Source organism: Peribacillus huizhouensis, from assembly GCF_014138605.1.
GTDB classification, from domain to species: domain Bacteria; phylum Bacillota; class Bacilli; order Bacillales; family DSM-1321; genus Peribacillus; species Peribacillus huizhouensis.
Window position 1 is genome coordinate 17,931 of sequence record NZ_JACJHX010000001.1, and the last position, 20,373, is coordinate 38,303.

At 35.5% G+C, this 20,373-nt stretch carries 25 protein-coding genes and 2 pseudogenes; 11 read left to right on the forward strand and 16 right to left on the reverse strand.

Annotated features, from left to right (window positions below):
* Positions 1-392: 392 nt before the first annotated feature.
* Together HNP81_RS00085 and HNP81_RS00090 are read right to left on the reverse strand one after the other, a co-directional pair.
* Entirely contained in the window at positions 393-1,232 is an 840-nt protein-coding gene (locus tag HNP81_RS00085; protein WP_028390675.1) for a carbonic anhydrase, read from the reverse strand.
* A 742-nt stretch (positions 1,233-1,974) separates the two neighbouring features.
* Positions 1,975-2,406 (reverse strand): DUF1259 domain-containing protein, encoded by a 432-nt coding sequence (locus tag HNP81_RS00090; protein ID WP_182501220.1) that lies wholly within the window; start codon positions 2,404-2,406, stop codon positions 1,975-1,977.
* 387 nt (positions 2,407-2,793) lie between these two features.
* Between HNP81_RS00090 and HNP81_RS00095 the strand changes: the two genes are divergently transcribed.
* Entirely contained in the window at positions 2,794-3,009 is a 216-nt protein-coding gene (locus tag HNP81_RS00095; RefSeq protein ID WP_051404852.1) for a helix-turn-helix domain-containing protein, read from the forward strand.
* Positions 3,010-3,102: 93 nt separating this feature from the next.
* Complete coding sequence (locus HNP81_RS00100; protein WP_028390674.1) at positions 3,103-3,309, forward strand: alpha/beta-type small acid-soluble spore protein; 207 nt, start codon at positions 3,103-3,105, stop codon at positions 3,307-3,309.
* A 758-nt stretch (positions 3,310-4,067) separates the two neighbouring features.
* Here HNP81_RS00100 and HNP81_RS00105 read toward each other — a convergent pair.
* On the reverse strand, positions 4,068-4,331 hold the full coding sequence (locus tag HNP81_RS00105; protein WP_182501221.1) for a hypothetical protein: 264 nt from the start codon (positions 4,329-4,331) through the stop codon (positions 4,068-4,070).
* A gap of 549 nt (positions 4,332-4,880) precedes the next feature.
* Positions 4,881-5,009: a hypothetical protein gene (locus tag HNP81_RS24185; RefSeq protein ID WP_281384473.1), complete on the reverse strand. Its 129-nt coding sequence runs from the start codon at positions 5,007-5,009 to the stop codon at positions 4,881-4,883.
* 223 nt (positions 5,010-5,232) lie between these two features.
* On the opposite strand from HNP81_RS24185, the gene HNP81_RS00110 reads away from it, so the two are divergent.
* Positions 5,233-5,532 (forward strand): TM2 domain-containing protein, encoded by a 300-nt coding sequence (locus tag HNP81_RS00110; protein ID WP_028390669.1) that lies wholly within the window; start codon positions 5,233-5,235, stop codon positions 5,530-5,532.
* Between the two features lie 51 nt (positions 5,533-5,583).
* On the opposite strand, the gene HNP81_RS00115 is transcribed toward HNP81_RS00110, so the two are convergent.
* Positions 5,584-5,820 (reverse strand): LexA family protein, encoded by a 237-nt coding sequence (locus HNP81_RS00115; RefSeq protein ID WP_182501222.1) that lies wholly within the window; start codon positions 5,818-5,820, stop codon positions 5,584-5,586.
* A 62-nt stretch (positions 5,821-5,882) separates the two neighbouring features.
* On the reverse strand, positions 5,883-6,035 hold the full coding sequence (locus HNP81_RS00120) for a hypothetical protein (protein ID WP_182501223.1): 153 nt from the start codon (positions 6,033-6,035) through the stop codon (positions 5,883-5,885).
* Between the two features lie 102 nt (positions 6,036-6,137).
* On the opposite strand from HNP81_RS00120, the gene HNP81_RS00125 reads away from it, so the two are divergent.
* Together HNP81_RS00125 and HNP81_RS00130 are read left to right on the forward strand one after the other, a co-directional pair.
* Positions 6,138-6,467 (forward strand): YolD-like family protein, encoded by a 330-nt coding sequence (locus HNP81_RS00125; protein ID WP_182501224.1) that lies wholly within the window; start codon positions 6,138-6,140, stop codon positions 6,465-6,467.
* 11 nt (positions 6,468-6,478) lie between these two features.
* Positions 6,479-7,744: a Y-family DNA polymerase gene (locus tag HNP81_RS00130; protein ID WP_182501225.1), complete on the forward strand. Its 1,266-nt coding sequence runs from the start codon at positions 6,479-6,481 to the stop codon at positions 7,742-7,744.
* Positions 7,745-7,860: 116 nt separating this feature from the next.
* Here the strand turns inward: HNP81_RS00130 and HNP81_RS00135 are convergent, their stop codons facing one another.
* The gene (locus HNP81_RS00135; protein WP_182501226.1) at positions 7,861-8,049 is read right to left on the reverse strand and encodes a hypothetical protein; all 189 of its coding nucleotides are present in this window, start codon (positions 8,047-8,049) and stop codon (positions 7,861-7,863) included.
* A 71-nt stretch (positions 8,050-8,120) separates the two neighbouring features.
* On the opposite strand from HNP81_RS00135, the gene HNP81_RS00140 reads away from it, so the two are divergent.
* Positions 8,121-8,792: a hypothetical protein gene (locus tag HNP81_RS00140; RefSeq protein ID WP_182501227.1), complete on the forward strand. Its 672-nt coding sequence runs from the start codon at positions 8,121-8,123 to the stop codon at positions 8,790-8,792.
* Positions 8,793-8,831: 39 nt separating this feature from the next.
* On the opposite strand, the gene HNP81_RS00145 is transcribed toward HNP81_RS00140, so the two are convergent.
* Both HNP81_RS00145 and HNP81_RS24190 read right to left on the reverse strand, forming a co-directional pair.
* Positions 8,832-9,599 carry an N-acetylmuramoyl-L-alanine amidase family protein gene (locus HNP81_RS00145; RefSeq protein ID WP_182501228.1) on the reverse strand — a complete coding sequence of 256 codons (768 nt, stop codon included), beginning with the start codon at positions 9,597-9,599 and terminating at the stop codon, positions 8,832-8,834.
* A 146-nt stretch (positions 9,600-9,745) separates the two neighbouring features.
* Positions 9,746-9,868 carry a hypothetical protein gene (locus HNP81_RS24190; protein WP_281384474.1) on the reverse strand — a complete coding sequence of 41 codons (123 nt, stop codon included), beginning with the start codon at positions 9,866-9,868 and terminating at the stop codon, positions 9,746-9,748.
* Positions 9,869-9,946: 78 nt separating this feature from the next.
* Here HNP81_RS24190 and HNP81_RS24195 point away from each other — a divergent pair.
* Positions 9,947-10,256, forward strand: a pseudogene (locus tag HNP81_RS24195) (tyrosine-type recombinase/integrase); the annotation flags it as partial.
* A 147-nt stretch (positions 10,257-10,403) separates the two neighbouring features.
* The gene (locus HNP81_RS00150; RefSeq protein ID WP_182501229.1) at positions 10,404-10,592 is read left to right on the forward strand and encodes a hypothetical protein; all 189 of its coding nucleotides are present in this window, start codon (positions 10,404-10,406) and stop codon (positions 10,590-10,592) included.
* Positions 10,593-11,009: 417 nt separating this feature from the next.
* Here the strand turns inward: HNP81_RS00150 and HNP81_RS00155 are convergent, their stop codons facing one another.
* Positions 11,010-11,243 carry a hypothetical protein gene (locus HNP81_RS00155; RefSeq protein WP_182501230.1) on the reverse strand — a complete coding sequence of 78 codons (234 nt, stop codon included), beginning with the start codon at positions 11,241-11,243 and terminating at the stop codon, positions 11,010-11,012.
* A gap of 1,251 nt (positions 11,244-12,494) precedes the next feature.
* Between HNP81_RS00155 and HNP81_RS00160 the strand changes: the two genes are divergently transcribed.
* Positions 12,495-12,683, forward strand: a complete 189-nt coding sequence (locus HNP81_RS00160) for a hypothetical protein (protein ID WP_182501555.1) — start codon at positions 12,495-12,497, stop codon at positions 12,681-12,683.
* A 424-nt stretch (positions 12,684-13,107) separates the two neighbouring features.
* Here HNP81_RS00160 and HNP81_RS00165 read toward each other — a convergent pair whose 3' ends face one another.
* Complete coding sequence (locus HNP81_RS00165) at positions 13,108-13,503, reverse strand: RuvC family protein (protein WP_246399198.1); 396 nt, start codon at positions 13,501-13,503, stop codon at positions 13,108-13,110.
* 189 nt (positions 13,504-13,692) lie between these two features.
* On the opposite strand from HNP81_RS00165, the pseudogene HNP81_RS24200 reads away from it, so the two are divergent.
* Positions 13,693-13,848, forward strand: a pseudogene (locus HNP81_RS24200) (site-specific integrase); the annotation flags it as partial.
* 114 nt (positions 13,849-13,962) lie between these two features.
* Here HNP81_RS24200 and glnA read toward each other — a convergent pair.
* From glnA to HNP81_RS00185, 3 genes are all read right to left on the reverse strand, one after another.
* Positions 13,963-15,297 carry a type I glutamate--ammonia ligase gene (gene glnA, locus HNP81_RS00175; protein WP_028390644.1) on the reverse strand — a complete coding sequence of 445 codons (1,335 nt, stop codon included), beginning with the start codon at positions 15,295-15,297 and terminating at the stop codon, positions 13,963-13,965.
* A gap of 39 nt (positions 15,298-15,336) precedes the next feature.
* On the reverse strand, positions 15,337-15,741 hold the full coding sequence (locus HNP81_RS00180) for a MerR family transcriptional regulator (RefSeq protein ID WP_028390643.1): 405 nt from the start codon (positions 15,739-15,741) through the stop codon (positions 15,337-15,339).
* A 156-nt stretch (positions 15,742-15,897) separates the two neighbouring features.
* Entirely contained in the window at positions 15,898-17,160 is a 1,263-nt protein-coding gene (locus HNP81_RS00185) for a methionine gamma-lyase family protein (protein ID WP_182501231.1), read from the reverse strand.
* A gap of 665 nt (positions 17,161-17,825) precedes the next feature.
* On the opposite strand from HNP81_RS00185, the gene HNP81_RS00190 reads away from it, so the two are divergent.
* Positions 17,826-18,434, forward strand: a complete 609-nt coding sequence (locus HNP81_RS00190) for a trimeric intracellular cation channel family protein (RefSeq protein WP_028390641.1) — start codon at positions 17,826-17,828, stop codon at positions 18,432-18,434.
* 309 nt (positions 18,435-18,743) lie between these two features.
* Here HNP81_RS00190 and spoVK read toward each other — a convergent pair whose 3' ends face one another.
* Positions 18,744-19,697 carry a stage V sporulation protein K gene (gene spoVK / locus HNP81_RS00195; RefSeq protein ID WP_028390640.1) on the reverse strand — a complete coding sequence of 318 codons (954 nt, stop codon included), beginning with the start codon at positions 19,695-19,697 and terminating at the stop codon, positions 18,744-18,746.
* Positions 19,698-20,115: 418 nt separating this feature from the next.
* Positions 20,116-20,346 (reverse strand): RNA chaperone Hfq, encoded by a 231-nt coding sequence (gene hfq / locus HNP81_RS00200; protein WP_028390639.1) that lies wholly within the window; start codon positions 20,344-20,346, stop codon positions 20,116-20,118.
* Positions 20,347-20,373: the final 27 nt, after the last annotated feature.

The window sequence follows — 20,373 nt, forward strand, 5'->3', positions numbered from 1 at the left end:
AAAAAAATTCTCTGACTTCTTCAACTATAACAAAGAATAGTTTTTAATAATTGGTCTGTTCAATACACTAAAATTTCAATACATTTGTGTTAAACTGACCATTTAGTTGATGAAAATTCTGAATACCATCCATCTTCTATTAGACTATTCAATTCCTTTTAAGCCGCATTCTCTTAAATGACCAAAAATCCCAATAGGTCTAGCCTATTGGGATGGTTACTTTATCAATATATTCTTATTTTAAAAGGATAAGAAAAAAACTTTCTCATAAACTTATATTATTATAGAAATAATACTTATCTGAAAAGTTCTAATCAAATATGCTTGCCCAATGTTCTGTATTTTAGAATTTTGGTGTTATAGGCCTCAATGTGAATGGAATCTTTCTTAACCTAGTCCTTAATAATTTCACGTTCGTTTAAAGGCTGAACAGGACGATGATTATCAGGGAAAATTTGCTGGAATGCTTGAATTTGTTCTTTTGACATTTCAATCGGATTTTCGAAAATAATCCATTTCACTTCTTCGGTACAAGGTGGCGTCGTTAATGAACCGTTATAATAGAAAAAGGTTTGATCTGAAGGGAGTAAAGCTTGTAAATCAATAGGTTCCTTTATGGAAATATCTTTTTTTGTTTCACCATTTGGTAAAACACTCCAAATAGATGCCAGTTTTTCATTTTCTTTTCCTTCTTGAATCATTACACCTAGGACAGCAAGCTCACCGTTCGCATCTTGGTGTACAAGATGCAGTTCCATATCCAAGAGTTGACCATTAAATTGATGCTCGCTTGGTGTATGGAAATGAAATTGAGCAAGATTGTATTCCTTTCCTTCAACGATAATGCTATTGCTTGGTGTTGCCGCGTTAGCCTGTACTGTATGACCGTTATTGACTATTGAAAAAGGTGTCGGTTGATATTGAATTTCAATGTTTTCTATTTTTTTACTTGTTTTCAACTGAGAGAATTCAATATTGATCGGTGATTGTTCACTTCCATTGATACAAGCTGAGTATGTGGGATTCAATTCCCCCCAATGTTCAGGTCCTGTTTCTTCTTCATAAGACCAGTGAGTAGTGGGTGTATCATTTAACTCTGTTGCTTTGTTTTCTTTCGTGTCAGTTACTTCTTCTTTTTTTGGTATAGTTGTTTCCTTTGACTGATCTGAGCAAGCTCCCAATAAAAAACTTAAAGATACAACTATAAATGGATAAACAAGATGCTTTTTCATATTTGGCAACGTCCCTTCTACCTTATTTTTCTATCTCTTACATATAAAATACAATAATACTAAATATTTCATAAAACACAAAACATTATTTTCCAAAAACACTTGCTTTTTATAATACAGTTAATATATACTATACGATCACAAAAATAACTAATAATCTTATGAATTAATACACAGTGCTTAATGACTAGTTTCCATTTTAATGATAAGCATTTTTTGTTTTTTGACATACTGAAAGGAACTAACTTAATACACCGATATGGTCTACAAAACCTAACTATTAATAAATATCGAATGAAATTTATTAGGCTGAAAATTACTAATTTACGTACATGACCTTCTTATTATTCTAGAAGCGTATCTTCACCCAGGGATTCTGAGTTGGAAAATATTAATATTCTGAAAATTGAGGCATCATAGGGATCTTATATCTGAGCTTTCTGGATTAAGCTGAACTGATAAGTTCGATCATTTTAAATATGATTCCTATAATATTACTTACCAGATTTTTTAGTTTTCAATAACAAATCATAAGCGTTAAGTTTTGCCAACATAGTCAAGATGCGCCTCTATTTTGAAGCCTTGCGCATGTCCGTTTTTAATTCCTTTCGTTTGTTATATAAGTAAGTAAGAAAACTTATTAATAATGCTCCAATTCCAATTAATACACCGATTTCTATTGTCATTTGGTAATCCCTTTGCAAAATAAAAAGAGCCCTAGAACAGGACTCACTACATGTAATTATTTAATTCCACCTACTAGATAGATTACATAACTAAATTCCTCGGCTAATTCCATAACGCTCTTCTGACTTTTTTTGCAAAAAACTAGTGGATCATCAACATCTTCAATGTTAACGTAAATCAAATTTGGATTATCAAACAACCACTCGTTGTGTACTGACGAAACTTTTATTCCTTGATTAAGAAGTGCAGCAACAAATCCACCTACTTCTTTTTGTAAGAGGACTCTTCTGCCTAGACACAAGGCTCTTCCTGAATTATCTCTCGATTTGAATGAGAAAGAAGTTGTTACTCTAAAACGTTTTTTCAATATTGTTACATTTATATCATCTCGAATTATTGTTGCCATGCATTTTCCACCGTCGAATCCTTCTTGGCCACCGATAATTTTTGCGAACATTTTACAAATTGACTCATCATTAATCTCCATAAATTCATTCCCTCCTATCACCAATAGGTTATGAATTTTGGACAGGTCCTAATGGACATGAATCTTCTATTAATACATCTGACATTACCTTGATATAATTCTGAGAATTTTTGTCTGTACGATCAAAGCAGGAAATATTATCTATATAATGATGATCATGACGTCTTTTTGTCCCAATTTTGTAATTTACATTGCTCTTTAGCATATGCTTCAAAATCCTTTTGAAACTTTTTGGATTCTAGCTTTGTAATATACCATTACCATTCGTCCATTCCCTTTCTAACTCCCCTATAACTATGCAATGTCATTTCAATTACCTAATATTACTTGATTTGGTATCTTTCATATTGCCACTGTGTTAGACTTGATTAAATCGAGGTGATTTAATTGGCTATTTATAAAGCAAAAAAGAGCAACCTTACGACCCTTTTGAATAAAAGCAATATTGATTTTAAAACTCTATCTGAAAATACAGGTATCCCATTGGTAAATCTTTCAGATTATAGCAAGAGAAAAATAATGAGCATAAGTACCGCAATGACAGTCTCAAAAGAACTAGGCTGTACTATAGAAGAGTTATATGAATGGAACAAAACAGAATGATTAATTTCATTCTTTTTTATGTATAAAATTTATCCAACTAATACAAACTACTCATGCAACACCATATTCTAAAATTCTAAGGAGATGTACATCATGACAAGTAACAACAGTAACAGTAATAATCTAGTTGTTCCGGGAGTACAGCAAGCATTAGATCAAATGAAATATGAAATTGCACATGAGTTTGGAGTTACGTTAGGCGCTGAAACTACATCAAGAGCTAATGGATCAGTTGGTGGAGAAATAACTAAGCGACTGGTGCAAATGGCCGAGCAACAAATGGGTGGATTTAAGCATTAAAATTTAATTGATTATTATATGAATTATTGAGGAGAGTCTTCCATCTGACCTGCTCTCCTCTAATACGCACTTATTAAACACTACGTAAATCTATATTTTTATTTATTAATTTGTTTTAATTTTCCAAACTAATCATAATGTCTCGACCATCTATAGTAGTACCATAGAAATATTTGAATTCATATTTTGATTCAATTAGTTTTAGAATGTCTGGAGTGACATTTATGGTTTGCTCTTCAGGAGCTGCATCTAGAATACGTATTCATTATTAGTTAATCCTGTTTATTTTACATAAGCCTCACCAGTCGGATATTCTTTCCATTGTATCAATCTCATCTTTGGTGACAGTGTTCCCAATTGTTTTTTAGATTTGATTATGTTCCCTACTTTAGCTTCTCTTTAGCCCCTCTAATCAAGCTAAACATAATGAACATTAGTGACAAAATAATAACCGGGACAAGAGCGTAACTTTGGAATTGTCCTAAAACTCTTCTTACAAACTCTAACAAAACCCATAATGGTGTAGATTTTGGTCCCATAGAATGAAGTGGTTGACCAATTACTCCTGCCCTCCTTATTTCCATAGGACTAATCCCATATTCGGAAGCTAAATGGGCGGGAACAGGCAAAGCACCGAAGAAGAACGCATTATTGACATTAGGAAACTTAATGGCAAACTGATTAATGCAACAATAATTGTGTGAAGAATGGCCCTAATGAATCAGGGACAATTGTCAGCAAGTCTGGAGTCATTGAATCTACCATTTTTGTCTCAGATAAGAAAACTGTAAAATATCAGCACCCAAAACCAACATAACTACTGGTACAGCATGACTTGCATTTTCTTTAATGACGTTTTTTGTTCTGCAAGATTTAGGATGGTTGACTGAAAGAGCTATTACAAAACCTATTATAAATATAACAGGCATTGGCGCTAACCTTAGATTAAGAGCTACCATAAGCGATAGCGTTAGCAAGAAATTAAACCAAACTAACTTAGATGTCTTATCTTGAGCTTCCAACAGTAGCTACCAATTCTGAATTCATTTTCATTTCTTGATTGATTTTTTTCTAATTGTACGATACCAAAATTGTCCATAATAGGCACTAAAAATAAGACAGCACCCGTTACATCATCCAGTTTAGCCATTTTCCCCCAAACATCGAACAGTGTCTTCTTGTAAAATGTCACCTGTAGTTTTATACATCAAAATTTGGTATGAGTTCATATTGTCATCAAGTACATACAGTGCTAAAACGACCTCACCATTTTCAAATGGGGTCTCCTCAACATTAACCACTGTACCTTGGAATGTTGCAATTTTTTGAAATATGGTTGAGGGTTTTTATTTAAGTGCCTAGCTGTTATGGACGAATCTGCTATTTGCTTTACTTCAGTAATTGTTTCATCTGATATAGCTGGATAATTTGTGATTTGCGACAATATAATCATAAGATTCTTGGGATAGTTCTAGTTAATCGTCTGTTAAAATCTTTATGTCTTCTTTAAACACTTCAGCGGAAAGTGCCTCCTCGCTAATTACCGGTTTATTAGGAGCTTCTTCATCAGCTTAAGCTTCTGTATTAGAAGAAGCTTTGTTATCGTCTTTTTGTGGCACATTTGCTTTTTGGTCAGATCCACACGCTGCTAGAATAATAATAAACATTGAAACTATTGCTAAAAGCCAAATCTTTTTCACATGTACATCCTCCTATATTTTCATTTTTTTCAAATTATATCCCAATTCACAATACCAGAATACACTAATGGTATAATAGACTCAAAAACAGTCCCTTTTAGAGAAGGTCTTTATCTATATTAGTTTTTTCCTTTTTACATAATGGGTAAAATTAACAAAAAATAGGTATTTACATCTAAGTGCCATAACTGGTACTATTTACTCTGAAAGGAAGGTATTATATATGAATAATATTTTATTAAAAAAAGATCTATCTGCCGAACAGTTGGCAATGGTTCAAAGTGAACTAGAAAAGAAACAAAAAAGTAAAGGGCTTGCCTATCTATTGTGGTTTTTCTTTGGTGGAATTGGTGGTCATCGATACTATGCTGGGGATATTGGTATAGGGATTGGGATGACGTTAACTTTAGGTGGATTGGGACTTTGGGCATTAATTGATGTATTTTTTATTGGAAAAAGAATTGAATCAAAAACCAATCAATTGGAAATGGAATTAATTCAGCAAGTCAAAGCAACCGCATAATTTACATAGAAGAGTCCCGAATACATCGAATAGGACTCTTCATTTATCTGTTTACACAAGTGCTTCTTCCTCTTTATTTATTAAATGCAATGTTCTTGGTTTACCATCTTCCCAGTCCACAATTCCCCTATTTTTCAACATAATTAGATGCCCCATAATTGTGGATGACGAACTTAACCCAACTTCATTTCCCACCTCTCTAATAGTTGGAGGATTTCCATTTTCTAAAGTTATATCCTTAATCGCCTCTATTATATTAATCTGTCTTGTTGTAAGTTCACTAAGCATAATTTACCCCATTTCTTATCCGTGGTTTAGCGACTGACAAAATATTGGCTTTAATAAATATTCTAGGCTGCCTTTTTGTTAAGCAATAAGCACGGATAAATTTCTCCTCTATCCCCCATAACAATAATCAATCGATCCGTAATGACTCCTTTGTTATTCATATACATAATTTCTACAGGTATTTGCTTTTCAAGTGACGATATAAATAATCCCACCAGTTCCTTTTTTACCATTATTTAATAAGAACATTAGTTCGATTTTAAGTTGTATTCGAACGAATGTTTGCATATAATATTAATATCGAAGGAGATGGTCATGTGATTCGTGATAGAGGAACAATTAAATGGACAGCTATGATGCTTCCAGAACATGTACAAAGTCTAAAGGATGTTCTAGTTGATGAACAACGGATAAAACAACCCATACTTGATGAACAAGAAATTGAAGAAATAGAAATAATCATATGTGAGGCAATGGAATATAATACGCCTGTCACTTTTAAAGTTTTTAATAATGGTTTTGTAGAGTCGACTACCGGAACTACTCATTACATTAATCAGTTAAAAAGCCAAATTATTTTCCAAGACTTAGATGGTTACTTTCATCACATCCCTTTTAAAAATATTATTAGCGTGCAAGAAGCATAATGGAGGGAAAAATGATGGATTATAGTCAATTTCCTAAACGTGCTATCTTATGTATAGACATGAAGGCTTTTTATGCTAGTGTTGCAGCAGTAATGCTTGGACTTGATCCAATGAGTTGTTACCTTGCTGTTGTTGGCAGCACGGACCGTCAAGGTAGTGTGGTATTGGCGGCTTCACCGAGAATGAAGAAAGACTTTAAAATTAAAACTGGATCTCGGCTTTTTGAAATACCGGATGACCCACGGATTGTTGTGGTTGACCCTCAGATGGGAACCTTTATTAAAGTCTCTACAGAAATTACAAAACTCTTTTATCGTTATGCTCCCCCATCAGCCGTCCACACTTATTCTGTGGATGAAAGCTTTATCGATGTTAAAGGGCTAGAAAAGATATGGGGTGATCCTGAGGCTGTCGCTAAACTAATCCAGGAAGATATCCTAAAAGACTTTGGATTAACTTGCACCGTTGGAATAGGACCAAATATGTTGATGGCAAAACTCGCTCTAGATTTAGAGTCAAAAAAAGCGCCAAACGGTATAGCAACTTGGACATACGATGATATCCCATCTAAATTGTGGCCTGTAAGACCCCTATCAGAAATGTGGGGCATCGGCAGCCGTGTGGAAAGAACCCTTAATAACATGGGAATTTATAGTGTTGGAGGGATTGCTAATTACCCACTTGAACTTTTGGAAAAGAAATTTGGCATCATGGGGAACCAACTTTACCATCATGCATGGGGAATAGACCTATCCGAAATAGGCGCACCTATTATGAAAGGGCAAGTAAGCTTTGGGAAAAGCCAAATATTAATGAGAGATTATAAAGAAGAACGTGAAATTAAGGCTGTAGTATTAGAAATATGTGAAGAGGTTGCTAAGAGGGCTAGGGATAAACGGAAAGCTGGTAGAACGATCAGTTTCGGATTAGGTTACAGCAAAGATGAATTTGGTGGTGGTTTCTATCGCTCCAGAACTATCGAAAACCCTACGAATGTAACTATGGACATATATAATGTTTGCTTGCAACTAATGAAAGAAAGTTATCGTGGGAACATCGTTAGGCAGATATCTTTATCAATCAGCAACTTGGTTGATGATTATGAAATACAATTAGACTTGTTTGAACCAGACAGTTGGAAAAAACGAGAGCTTGGCTATGTGGTTGATAAAATCAGAAATAAATTTGGTGCTGCATCCCTGTTAAGAGCTGTATCATATACCGCGGCGGGAACTGCGTTGCATCGGAGTAAGTTGGTTGGTGGACATAAGGGGTAACGAGCATCATAACTATTTCAGTCGACGATTGAGGAATAAGTATGAGGAATTATTAAAGATATAAATAGAAAAAATGAAAAGTAGTCCTTCTCAATTGAGAAAGGCTACTTTTCATTTTATTGTACCACCTGAAACCAATCCGGATACCTACCCGCAATCTCGTACAATGTTCCTCGATCTTTTATGTATTTATGGCGGTATTCATAGCACTCAGGATGCCTTATAAAATACATTTGATCCATTACCACTTGATCACTATTTTTTATATACTTATCACAAATAGAACAACGATATTTGCTCTCCATAATCACACCTCCTAAAACCATTATGTATTTTATTAGAAAAATAGTTTATATTTGTTATAGGAGGGATAAAAATGATTAAAACAAACATAAAACTTTTACTTTCATTATTGACATTTATATTAATTTTTTCTTTATTAAATTTTAATGTTGAGGCTGCAAACCCTATCAGTCCAAAAGATAGCCGAGTGACACACACTATTAAAGACGCTAATGGAGTAGCTTACAAGGTGTATTTTGCAGGAGTTCAAGAATCTAAAAATACTGCGACTTTTGATAATGGTTTAGTATGGGCAGGAGCAAACGAGGGAGATTTAATTTACCACGGGAATTACAAGTTGTATGTACAAAAAGTAGGAATCAGTCATATTAAATATTCCGGGTTCGGTTATAATGATTTCACATTAAATGCCTCGAGGAAGATGGTATATATGTTCCCATCTCAGTATAAAGGACAACCAGATATTTTAGCGGTTGCGGAAACTTGGAGTTCAAATTTTGAAGTAGCAAATTTGTATTATATTAAAAATGGAAAATTAACAAGGATTTTTGATTTCACTTATACTAATAGACCTCAATTAATAGGAAAAAACAAATTTTTATACACACTATACAATAACGATACAGGAAAATGGAGTTTTACTTCGTTTACTCTTGACCCTAACAAAGGAACATTACTTGTAGCAGGTGAAAAGTATGATAGACCTGCTGCAGTTTTAAGATACTGGAAAAAAAGCTGGCAATAACATAAAAGCCCATCTCTAATAAGAGAAGGGCTTTATCTTTTATAAAGTTCTGCCGTTTAATACTAAATTCAAATAATCGATTTCATCAAAAGTTAAATCTTTTGCAGAAGCTTTTTTCTCCCATTGATCAGAACTTAAAATCCCTTTTTCTCTAGCTTTCTTATAAATACTTGATGCTTCTTGCCATTGCCAATCAGCCCAATTCGGTTTATTTCCACTCACTTTAGGTTCCTCCTTTATCGCTGCCACAATTTTTACTGGTAAACTCAAATAATTTGCTACACCTCGCGCATATGCAGCAGCCATATCCTTGATGAAATTAATATTCTTTAGCAATTCAGCATCTTTGGCGTCAATATAAGCAATTTCTGTTAATATTGCAGGCATGTTAGTTTGACGGACAACAGCAAGATTATCTCGTTTGCTGTCATCGTTATGTGGACCTAGTCCGTACTTTTTAGCCGCAGCAAGTGCCTCAGAGTTAACTAAGCTTTGTAATTTCACAGAACCAGCACTTGGTTTTGTATAGATATAAGACTCGTATCCAGTACCGCCACCAGCGTTCACATGATTACTTATAAAGACATCCGCAACAGCCCTGTTAGCGATATTGGCACGTTCAGATAGTTCTATAAAGACATCTGTCGTCCTTGTAAGAGTCGTTTCATGACCTGTGTAGTTTTCATCAAGATACTTCTTCATTTCTTTTGAAATTTCTAGAGTGAGGTTCTTTTCTAGCAAACCATTACCAACTGCTCCCCCATCTTTGCCACCGTGTCCAGGATCAATTTTGACTTTTTTCTTCATCTTTATCACCTCTTATTCTTATTTATATGAACAAAAAAATCCGTCCGTGTGGACAGCTTATTTCCTCTTTTTCTTTTTAAACCAGCCGGTGTGCGTGTTCTTCCACACTGCATACACATTAATAACAAGTGCAACAAAAGCAGAAATCACAAGCACAAATACATTATGCTTGCTTCGGTAAACCAATCAGACGTAATACCAATTGACCCAAAGAAAAAAAGAAGGGCTGCAAGGAACCCTCCTAGTAACGTGAATACATCTTTTTTCAATTTACATTCCTCCCCTTTTAATGATGCAAAAACTATTCCTGCAATACCTACAATCACAGCACTGAACGATAACATAACTATCATTTTGAACATAACCTTGTTCTTTATCGGAACGACGGAAATTACATGCCAAAATCAAGTTTATTTAATTCCTTTCCCCGAATAATAAAAAAGGCTGGTATTCCTAACTTACCAATCCATTCATTAAGGCACACACATGCAGTTTTACAATAAGAAGCCGGAGCAAGTATAAAATATTTACAAGAGCGTTTAGGGCATGGTAGCAAATAACATCTGATGTCTACTCACATATAAGCAAAAAAATCGATAAAGGAACTAAAATAAGTTTGAGGAACATTTGAATCGTGTCCTTGAATTATTTTTTTGAAGTAAAATCGAATAATAATACTACACGTAAAGATGTGCCTGAAATCTCTCATTTGGATAATTTTGGTGAGTCTATTAAAGGTGTTAATTTTGTAGCTCATTGGGTACCAGATAGATTCAAGAAAGACTAGAAACTTATAGGGTCGAGATGTCTCTGGCAACAAATTATAGAGGAAATGCAGCAACCGCTATTATACAAGCGATAGATGGTGTAGCAGATCTTAATTCAAGAATGGAAGAAGCTACGAAATCAGTGGAATTATCAGATAAAAAAATGCTATCAGCTATTGTTGCTATTACATCAATCGACCAAGAACTTGGATTACTTAAGCAATAAACTATATAATGCCTTTCTTGGACTTTTATTTCAAAGCAAAAAGGAGCCCCTACTCGCATTAGAGAGTCCTAGTTAAATAAGACAGAGGAAAAAGCACCCCCTGAATCGTATTTGTTTAATACGTAACTCAGGAGGTGTTTTCCTTCTCCCCAAGAAACGTATCCTTTTTCCTTTAGTTTTATTCAGATTGACATAATTGTAGTTGAAGACTTATGTCCAAGCGCTTTACCAACTTCTCTAAATGTGGCAATATTTTAAAACTATCATCCCCTTGCAAATATCATTTGCTAGGTAGTTTTCTATATGTTTTCTTTAGGAATCGCGCTCCATTGAAGGGACTAGATTTAGCGTACTCTATGTGGAGACAAGTTATTCATTCGCATATAAAAAGCACCCTCGAAAGGATGCTAAAGTTTATTATTTTTCAACATAGTAAAAATCATTATCTTCATACTCATAATCGTTTAAGTTTATTTCATCAATTGTTAACGATGTTATATTCTTAATCTGCACATAACTGCCGTCAACACCAAACCACCCCTTAGGCGCTTCAGTTATTTTGTTTTTTAATACAACTTTTGAATCTGATTTTAAGTTAAAACTTTCAGAGTTCCCATCTACCATATTAATATTTACAAAAAAGTATTTCATATGAGCACCTCCTTCTGACCTATGAATTCGACAAAAGGATATATTTACCTGCTAACTCCCGCAAATTATTTGCGCCTTATTGCCCCTTTTTGACGTTGTATACATCCCTGTCTTCCCCAATTAATTGGCAAAAATCACGAGGACCCAGCTTTTCTTCTTTTGGTTTCTTTTTAACTGGTGTTTCCTTCATGATCTCACTTCATAATAAAAAACACCAAATTGATTGGATGCTTTTCATGTCTATGTTTGTAATAAATAAACTTGAGAGTCTGTTATTTTTCTACAAGAAAGGATCATAATAATCACTGACTAAACCATGGATACTAGCTAATCGATCATTTTGTTTTTTTTAAAACTCATATTCTTTAATCAATTTTAAATGGTTCCCCGTCTCTATTATTTCATTATTTCCATTCTTAAATGCAAAGAAAACCCCAAGCCTAAGCTTAGGGCTTTTGCTATGAATCTAGTAAATCCTCACGTTCGAATTCAGCTTTGAAAGGACCTTCATCTTTCAGCTCTGGTTCACCCTGTACCTGACCTTCTTCCTCTTTCACATCATCAAGTGACATCTGGCAGCCGTTCCATCTGCATTGACTTTGTATTCAACTCCTTCAGGCGCCTCGTTGAATTCTTCGATAGACATTTGCGATGGCTCCAATAATAAAACAACGTTTCTACCGGCATGAGGATATAGCTTGATTATCTCCCTTTACATTAAACTGCAATACTGTTTTTTTAGAATCCCTTTGGATTTTCTTAAATTCAGAATTGAATTTATCTGTCTTACTCACTTCAATTTCAAGGACAACTATTGAACCAGCCATTTTAACAAGTTCTTGTGCGTTCGGCAACTCATCTCCAGGCACATGAAACTCTAAAACTTCTTTTTTATCGTCTATTGGATCTTTTTGAACAAAACATTGAGTTTAATTTTTGACATACTCGTAATTCCCCTTTATTTATCCTTCTTAGGCGTTTAGTAGTTTACTAGACTTTATGTTCGGAATTAATTTAAAAGCGAATTTACCACCTTTCTGCGATGTATTATTATGCCGAATAATGTCGAATCATTTTTTTGCTTTTCAAGTAGTTTCGAACGGGTTTCGAGTGTTTCAGACGGATGCTTCGAACCATTCAAAACTGTTTATTCTAATTGCGTATTAATAAAAATATTTAATGGTTTAAAATTCCAATTATTCATGTTAACCTATTAATAAATGCGGTTTACATATATAAGGAGGGATTAAAATGCCTCTCAACTGGCGCCTTTTAATAACCACAGTTACTGCTCTTTTATTTGTCATCCTTGTTTTCATGAATTTCTTAGGATACTGGACAGCTAACCCAGCAATACAAATTATTTTTTTCTTTATAATGGTTGTAGCTATTTTCAACGCAGGTACTGAAACTAGTAAAAATCTAAAGAACAGGGGCTGATTGGAAAAATTCCAATCGGCTTTTTACTACACAATTTGTGTCAAATGCCCACCAGCGTTCCGAATACTTCGAAACCCTACGAATGGTTCGGAATACGATGTTTTATTGTCCGTACCTATAACCTTCATGCCTTGACCAAAAGGAAAGCCAGTCTTTTTCTTTCTTGATTTTATCGATTACCTTTTTCCTTCTGAGCAAGGATTTTCGTAAAAGACTCCTTAGCTTTACCGTCATATCAAGCCCTCGCTTTCTTCTTAGGCTTCTTATTTTCTACAGGACTTAAAATATTGAAAATAACCTCTGACTGATAATCAGCTAACATGTGAAATCGCTGATTATTTTTTCAAGCCATAATTCCCTTGCGATACGGGCCGTTATGTATGCATCTACCACGTTGTCCCTTTTATGCTCATATCCGAAATGCTCATAAACCAGCCTTCATTACAGCACGCTTCTTTTGAGGTCCAGTAAGACTTGTTTTGCTTCCGACTTCTCCGACCCAGCCAGTGACCTTAACAAATTTCTTAACTGTATTTGGTGCGACTTCAAAATATCGTAGTCCTCTTTTATAAAGAACATTCCGATTGCCCCAATGCAAACCGCCTGCGAAAATGGCTTTTTTTGTGGCAAAGGGAAAGCCCTCGATGCAAATAATGTCACCTGGGTGAACATGCTCCATAATTTCATCGATAAGTGTAGACATGCGCTTTGGGTCCTCTGTCCCTAATCCAGTCAATTCCTTTTCTCTAATAACAGCCCGGTTTTCATCTAATGCGACAAAACCTGTCTTACTGGCTGGATCTATTCCAACAAAACGCATTTTTCTTCTTCCTTTCCAGCAACTCTCTTGCGGCAGCATAGGGGTCTAACAGTCTTTCAGATTCATCCGTTGCTATTTTGTAGAGTTGTTGATTAGTAGCTTGTGAGAGAATCATGTCCCACCCTCCCGTATTTATTGCTATATTTCACTTGGAATTTCAGTGAACTTCTGTTTCAAATTAAGGAAAAGCAACTGGAAGCTGGTGCGAGTATGAAATATTTACAAGAACGGTTAGGACACGGAAGTATGCAAATAACCTCTGATGTTTACTCACACATCAGCAAAAAAATCGATAAAGAAGCAATGAACAAATTCGAGGAGCATATGAAGCATGTGCTTGAATAATTTTTTGTATTATTTGTGGGCATTTTGTGGGCATTTTTAATAAACCGTTGGTAGCGAGTTTGATGCCCACAGAACAAAAACCCTCAACACCAATGGTATCAAGGGTTCAGCTTCTTAGTACATGTTCATATATTGCTCGCGTTCCCATGGGTGAACTTGCGTGCGGAACATATCCCACTCAATCTCTTTTGCTTCAATGAAGTGCTCTAATAAGTGATCGCCTAGAGCGTCCATGATCACTTCGTCTTCTTTTAATTTTTCCAATGCAGCAAATAATGTTGCCGGAAGATCTACAATGCCATTTTCTTCACGTTCTTCTTTAGTCATTACATAAATATTGCGGTCAATTGGAGCTGGTGGAGTCAATTTATTCTTAATTCCATCAAGACCCGCTTTCAATATGACAGCTAGCGCTAAATATGGATTGGCTGCAGGGTCAACACTTCTTACTTCAACACGAGTGCTGACGCCTCGAGAAGCAGGAATACGCACTAGTGGACTACGGTTTTGAGCGGACCACGCAACATAGCAAGGTGCTTCATAACCAGGTACTAAACGTTTATATGAGTTAACCGTTGGGTTCGTTACTGCAGTGAAGTTCGGTGCATGTTTAATGATTCCTGCAATGAATTGGTCAGCCGTTTCACTTAATTGTAGTTTACCAGATTTATCAAAGAATGCATTTTCACCATCTTTAAATAAAGAGACGTTACAGTGCATACCAGATCCACTTACTCCGAATAGAGGTTTTGGCATAAACGTTGCGTGCAAGCCATGTTTACGAGCAATCGTTTTTACTACGAGTTTGAAAGTTTGAATATTATCACAAGCAGTTATTGCATCAGCATATTTAAAATCAATTTCATGTTGTCCTGGTGCTACTTCATGGTGAGAAGCTTCTACTTCAAAGCCCATTTCTTCTAGCTCAAGTACGATATCACGACGGCAGTTTTCACCTAAATCAGTTGGCGCAAGGTCAAAATAACCACCTCTATCATTTAATTCAAGCGTAGGTTCACCATTAGCATCCAATTTGAAGAGGAAGAATTCTGGCTCTGGCCCAAGATTAAACTCTGTAAAGCCCATTTCTCTAGCTTCAGCTAAAACTCGTTTCAAGTTGGTACGTGGGTCACCACTAAAAGGTGTTCCATCTGTCGTATATATATCACAGATTAAACGTGCAACTTTCCCTTTTTCTGAAGTCCACGGGAAAATCACCCATGTATTAAGGTCTGGTTGTAATAACATATCAGATTCTTCAATACGTACAAATCCTTCAATTGAAGAACCATCGAACATCATTTTATTATCAAGTGCTTTATTTAACTGACTTACTGGGATTTCAACGTTTTTAACTGTTCCCAATATATCCGTGAATTGGAGTCGAATATATTTCACATTTTCCTCTTTAGCTAAACGAATAATATCTTCACGAGTATACTTTACCATACACAACATCCTCTCTTCATTTTGTTTTTTGGATTTTATTTAATGAAAAAATCTAGACATATCTCCTTGACGAAGTGTAGTGCGATGTCTGCCACCATGCAAAAGTTCTGATTTTAAAAGCTTCCGCAATTCTCCATCACTGAGATCTTTCTTAATTTCTTCTGACTTCTGAATCGGTTCGTTTGGAACTTGTTCAACTTGATTTACAAATAAAAGTTTCTTTATACCGGCTAAGTTGACACCTTGTTCTAGTAGATCTTTAATCTCTAAGAGACGATCTATGTCATTCAAGGAAAACAGTCGCCTATTTCCATCTGTTCTCATAGGAGTAATTAATTGATGCTCTTCGTAATAACGAATTTGACGAGCAGACAATTCGGTAAGCTGCATGACAATTCCAATTGAGAAAAGAGGCATCGAACGCCGAATGTTGCTACTACTCATCTTCAGCATCCTCCTTATTGGTTATCTTGTTTATATTATATGGGATGTTAGATATTTTGTCAAATCAATGTTATGTTTTCTAACATGGAATTATTTTATTCGTTGATTACAAAAATCGCTTTTAATTTCAAAAGCTTTTTTTAGTTTAGCTTTATCCTAGATAAGCTTTTTGTCGATCAAATTATCTACTGCTGTTAGCACGGCAATTTTCACATGTTCGTATGTTAACCCACCTTGAACATACGCTACATACGGCGGTCGAGTTGGGCCATCTGCTGTCAATTCTATGCTTGCCCCTTGAATAAATGTACCGGCTGCCATAATGACATCATCAACATACCCCGGCATATAATTAGGATAAGGTGTAACATGTGAATTTATCGGTGATGCATATTGGATTGCTTGACAAAACGCCACCATTTTATCACGATCATCAAATTGCACAGATTGAATTAAATCTGTTCGCTTGGCATCCCATTTCGGTGATGTATTCATACCTAACAATTCAAGTAATGCTGATGTAAAAACCGCACCTTTTAAAGCTTGACCGACTACATGAGGTGCGAGAAAGAAGCCTTGATACATTTCTTGTAGGCTATAAAGTGATGCACCCGCTTCCGCTCCAATACCTGGTGACGTTAAACGGTATGAACAAGCTTCAACATATTCTTTTTTTCCGACGATATAGCCTCCTGTTTTCACAAGGCCACCACCGGGGTTCTTGATTAAAGAACCTGCAATTAAATCAGCACCTACATGACAAGGCTCCTTATCTTCAACAAACTCTCCATAACAGTTGTCAACAAAGACGACTAAGTTCGGGTTAATATCTTTTACAAACGATATCATTTCTTCAATTTCAGAAATCATAAAAGACGGTCGCGTTGCATATCCTTTCGAACGTTGAATACCAATCATCTTCGTTTTAGGAGTAATTGCTTTTTTTACAGCATCGAAGTCTACTTCCCCTTCGCTAGTTAACATAACAGAATTATAATCAATATTAAATTCTATTAAAGAACCGATGCCACTTCCACGAATCCCTACTATTTCTTCTAATGTGTCATAAGGCTTTCCTGTTATGTATAATAGCTCATCTCCTGGTCGCAGAATTCCAAACAATGCAATGGAAATCGCATGAGTTCCAGAAATGATTTGTGGTCGTACTAGACCCGCTTCACCGCCAAATACTTCACTGTAAATGTGTTCTAATGTGTCTCGCCCGTAATCATCATAGCCATAGCCTGTAGTAGGGATAAAATGCGAATCACTTACTTTATTGCTTTGGAAGCTCTGCAATACACGAAACTGGTTTAGTTCCATCATAGAATGAATATCTTGATGGATTGGGGCTATTTGAGCCTCAGCCTGTTCGGTTAATTTTTTTAGTCTATCTCCATTTGTTAATAGCTGATACATGTTGAGTCTCCTTTTTAATCAAATCATTATAATCGTTTTTTAGATAAAATTGTGATGAATGACCTCATCATATCAAATCAACATACAATGTCACAATTCATTCTAAAAAACAGCCATGAGCACCTGAACCAAAGCTAACGTTGAAAAAGATTCAGGTTCTCAATATTACATCACCTTATTAAGGTGGCGGTGCGAAGCTGATTTTGCTAAGCCCTTCCCTTTTCACAGAAAAGTCGTTTATTATCATACCACCTTCTAAACATGTTAGCAGTAGAAAACTCTTCTAAAAAACAGCGGTTTCTGCTAAAATCATATAGGTTGTCATAAAGTGAAGCTTCAATCAGTTTGGTTTTATCCCCACCGATTGTAAGTTCCGTTCTAGAGTCTATATCGAGAAAAATAGACTCTTCGATCTTATGTTCAAAGAATCACAGACTATGTACGCCGCGTCCTTAAGTCTACCGTCTTTGTAACCTCTAACTGTGAGCACAAACTTTACCTCTGCTCTCGCATTGGTTAGCTTCACTGTATCTCACCAATCAGGCTTTTACGTGCAGTTCCACCCACCTACACTCCTTCGATTCCACTTAGCATTGAGGTAAGGGGTCTTACTGCCCGTTTATGCGGAATAAAACAGAATAATGAAAGAACAGCGAGGAATTCCTATGACATGGGAGATACTAACGATAATTGGTACGATTGCTTTTGCTATAAGCGGCGCAATTATCGCGATGGAAGAAGAATATGATATATTAGGTGTTTATATTTTGGGCGTTGTTACCGCCTTTGGTGGGGGAGCCTTGCGAAATCTTTTAATTGGGGTTCCCATATCAGCGTTATGGGATCAAGGTACAAACTTTATCATTGCGCTAATTTCAATAACGTTTGTTTTTCTCTTCCCTAAAAATTTATTAAAACATTGGAAAACATGGGGCAATTTTACTGATGCAATTGGGCTCTCAGCTTTCGCCATTCAAGGTGCACTTTATGCCATTGACCTAAATCGTCCTTTAAGCGCTATTCTTGTAGCTGCCGTACTTACTGGTTGTGGTGGCGGTATGATCCGGGATTTATTAGCACATAGAAAACCGCTTGTTTTAAAGGATGAAATATACGCTTTATGGGCTATTATTTGCGGCCTTTTCATTGGACTTAACAGTTCTATAGAACCTTGGCAATTATATTGCTTATTCCTAGCAATTACAGTATTAAGAGTTCTATCATATTCGTACAACTGGAAACTTCCAGCAAGGAATATTAATCAATACAACTGATTGTTATTAAGTGAAACTTCAATCAGCTGGGATTTTACTGCCCAGTAATGCGGGATAAATCGTAAATTCCAGTTAATTAGGGCTGCATTTTAGGCATTTCTTATCTCCTAAAAGCAGCCCTTTGCTTATATTTATCTGATTGTAAAACTCAATATTGATCTTTTGGTGTAGATTTTCTTTCATCTAAGCCAAAATTATTTTCTAATTAACAGCTATTTCCCAATTCCCATATATTTTTTCCGAGGTAACTCCATCAAGAACGCTGTTTTCTATGACAATTTTCGATTTGTTAATTAAGTTTAGTTTCATCTATTCTTCATCTTCTTCAAAAACAAGGTCCTGGCTCCTTAAGGTCACGAGGTCTCCACGTTCATATGAATCTTCAATCAATAATCTCATTGCTTGTGTCCTTATCGATTTTTCAATGATATTCCGAATATAACGACCGTTCGAAAAAGATACCAGTCTCGGGTCGGCTTTGATTATTATTAAATGCTCTTTCAATTTACGTTCAGCATCCCTGCTAAGTACATATTCCCGATCATCGATCATTCTTTGTCCGATTTCCATCAATTGTTCAATCGAATAATCCGGAAAGTCTACTACAATAGGAAACCTTGAATGAAGACCAGGATTCAAGGTTAAGAAATAATCCATCTCTTTTGAGTAACCGGCAAGGATTAAGATAAATTCGTGTTGGCGATCTTCCATATGCTTCACAAGCGTGTCAATCGCTTCTTTTCCAAAATCCTTTTCTCCTCCCCTACCAAGTGAATAGGCTTCATCAATAAACAAAATTCCACCGATTGCTTTTTTTATTAAATCCCGAGTTTTTTGAGCTGTATGGCCAATATACTCACCGACAAGATCCGCTCTTTCCACTTCAATTAAATGGCCTTTGGAAAGTACATTCATCTTATGAAACAATTTACCAATCAATCTAGCTACTGATGTTTTCCCCGTTCCAGGATTCCCTTTAAACATCATATGAAGAGCTTGCTGTCCAGACTTTAGCCCTCGCTCTTCCCGCTTTTTATTCACATAAATCCATGCATATATTTCTTTAATCATCCGTTTCATTTCATCTAGCCCGACTAATGCTCCTAACTCCTCTTCCATTTCCTTCAGCGCAATATGTTGAGGAGGTATATCTAAAACATGTTTTTCACGAATCGGAGGATCTTTCGGAATTGGCTTCCGCTTTTGTCCATTTAAGACAATATTAATCTGTCCGTTATTTTTTTTACGGATCGGTTGTTCCAATATATAGTCACCTCTCATACGACGAATAGAAAAAGGACAAGCCCAATTAGTGTTCGACAATTATTTTGTTTTTCCATAATTATATTCGTATCATGTCGTTTCCTGCGCTTTCCCAAGAAATAATCCCTCATTTATTTATATTCATAAATGAGTTATCTCAGTAGTAATTGTTTAAAATAGTCCTACTAAAACAAAAAGCTCCCTGATCAACTTTTGCTCAAGCATAAGGAAATAAAAATGAAAAGCATTTTGGTGAGCTGGAGACAAATACTATCAAGAGACTTGAATACAAATCTCAAATTTTTTTAATTATCTACAACCCCATCCCCCACTATATTTTTTGGATCAACAAAAAATACCCACTTAAAACAGAAGATTGTTTCTGTTTTAAGTGGGTATCGTTGTATTAACATTCCATTTACTCTTTTGCTTCATAATCGATTTGTACATTCTTTTGCGGTGCGAAAGTAGAAATCGCATGTTTAAAGACTAACTGTTGTTTTCCTTCAGATTCAAATAAAACGGTAAAGTTATCAAACCCTTTAACAAGTCCTCTAATTTGAAAACCATTTAATAAAAAAACAGTCACATATGTACTATCTTTTCTTAACTGATTTAAAAATTGATCTTGAATATTTACTTGTTTCATCGTGTATTCCTCCTCATTCTCTCTATG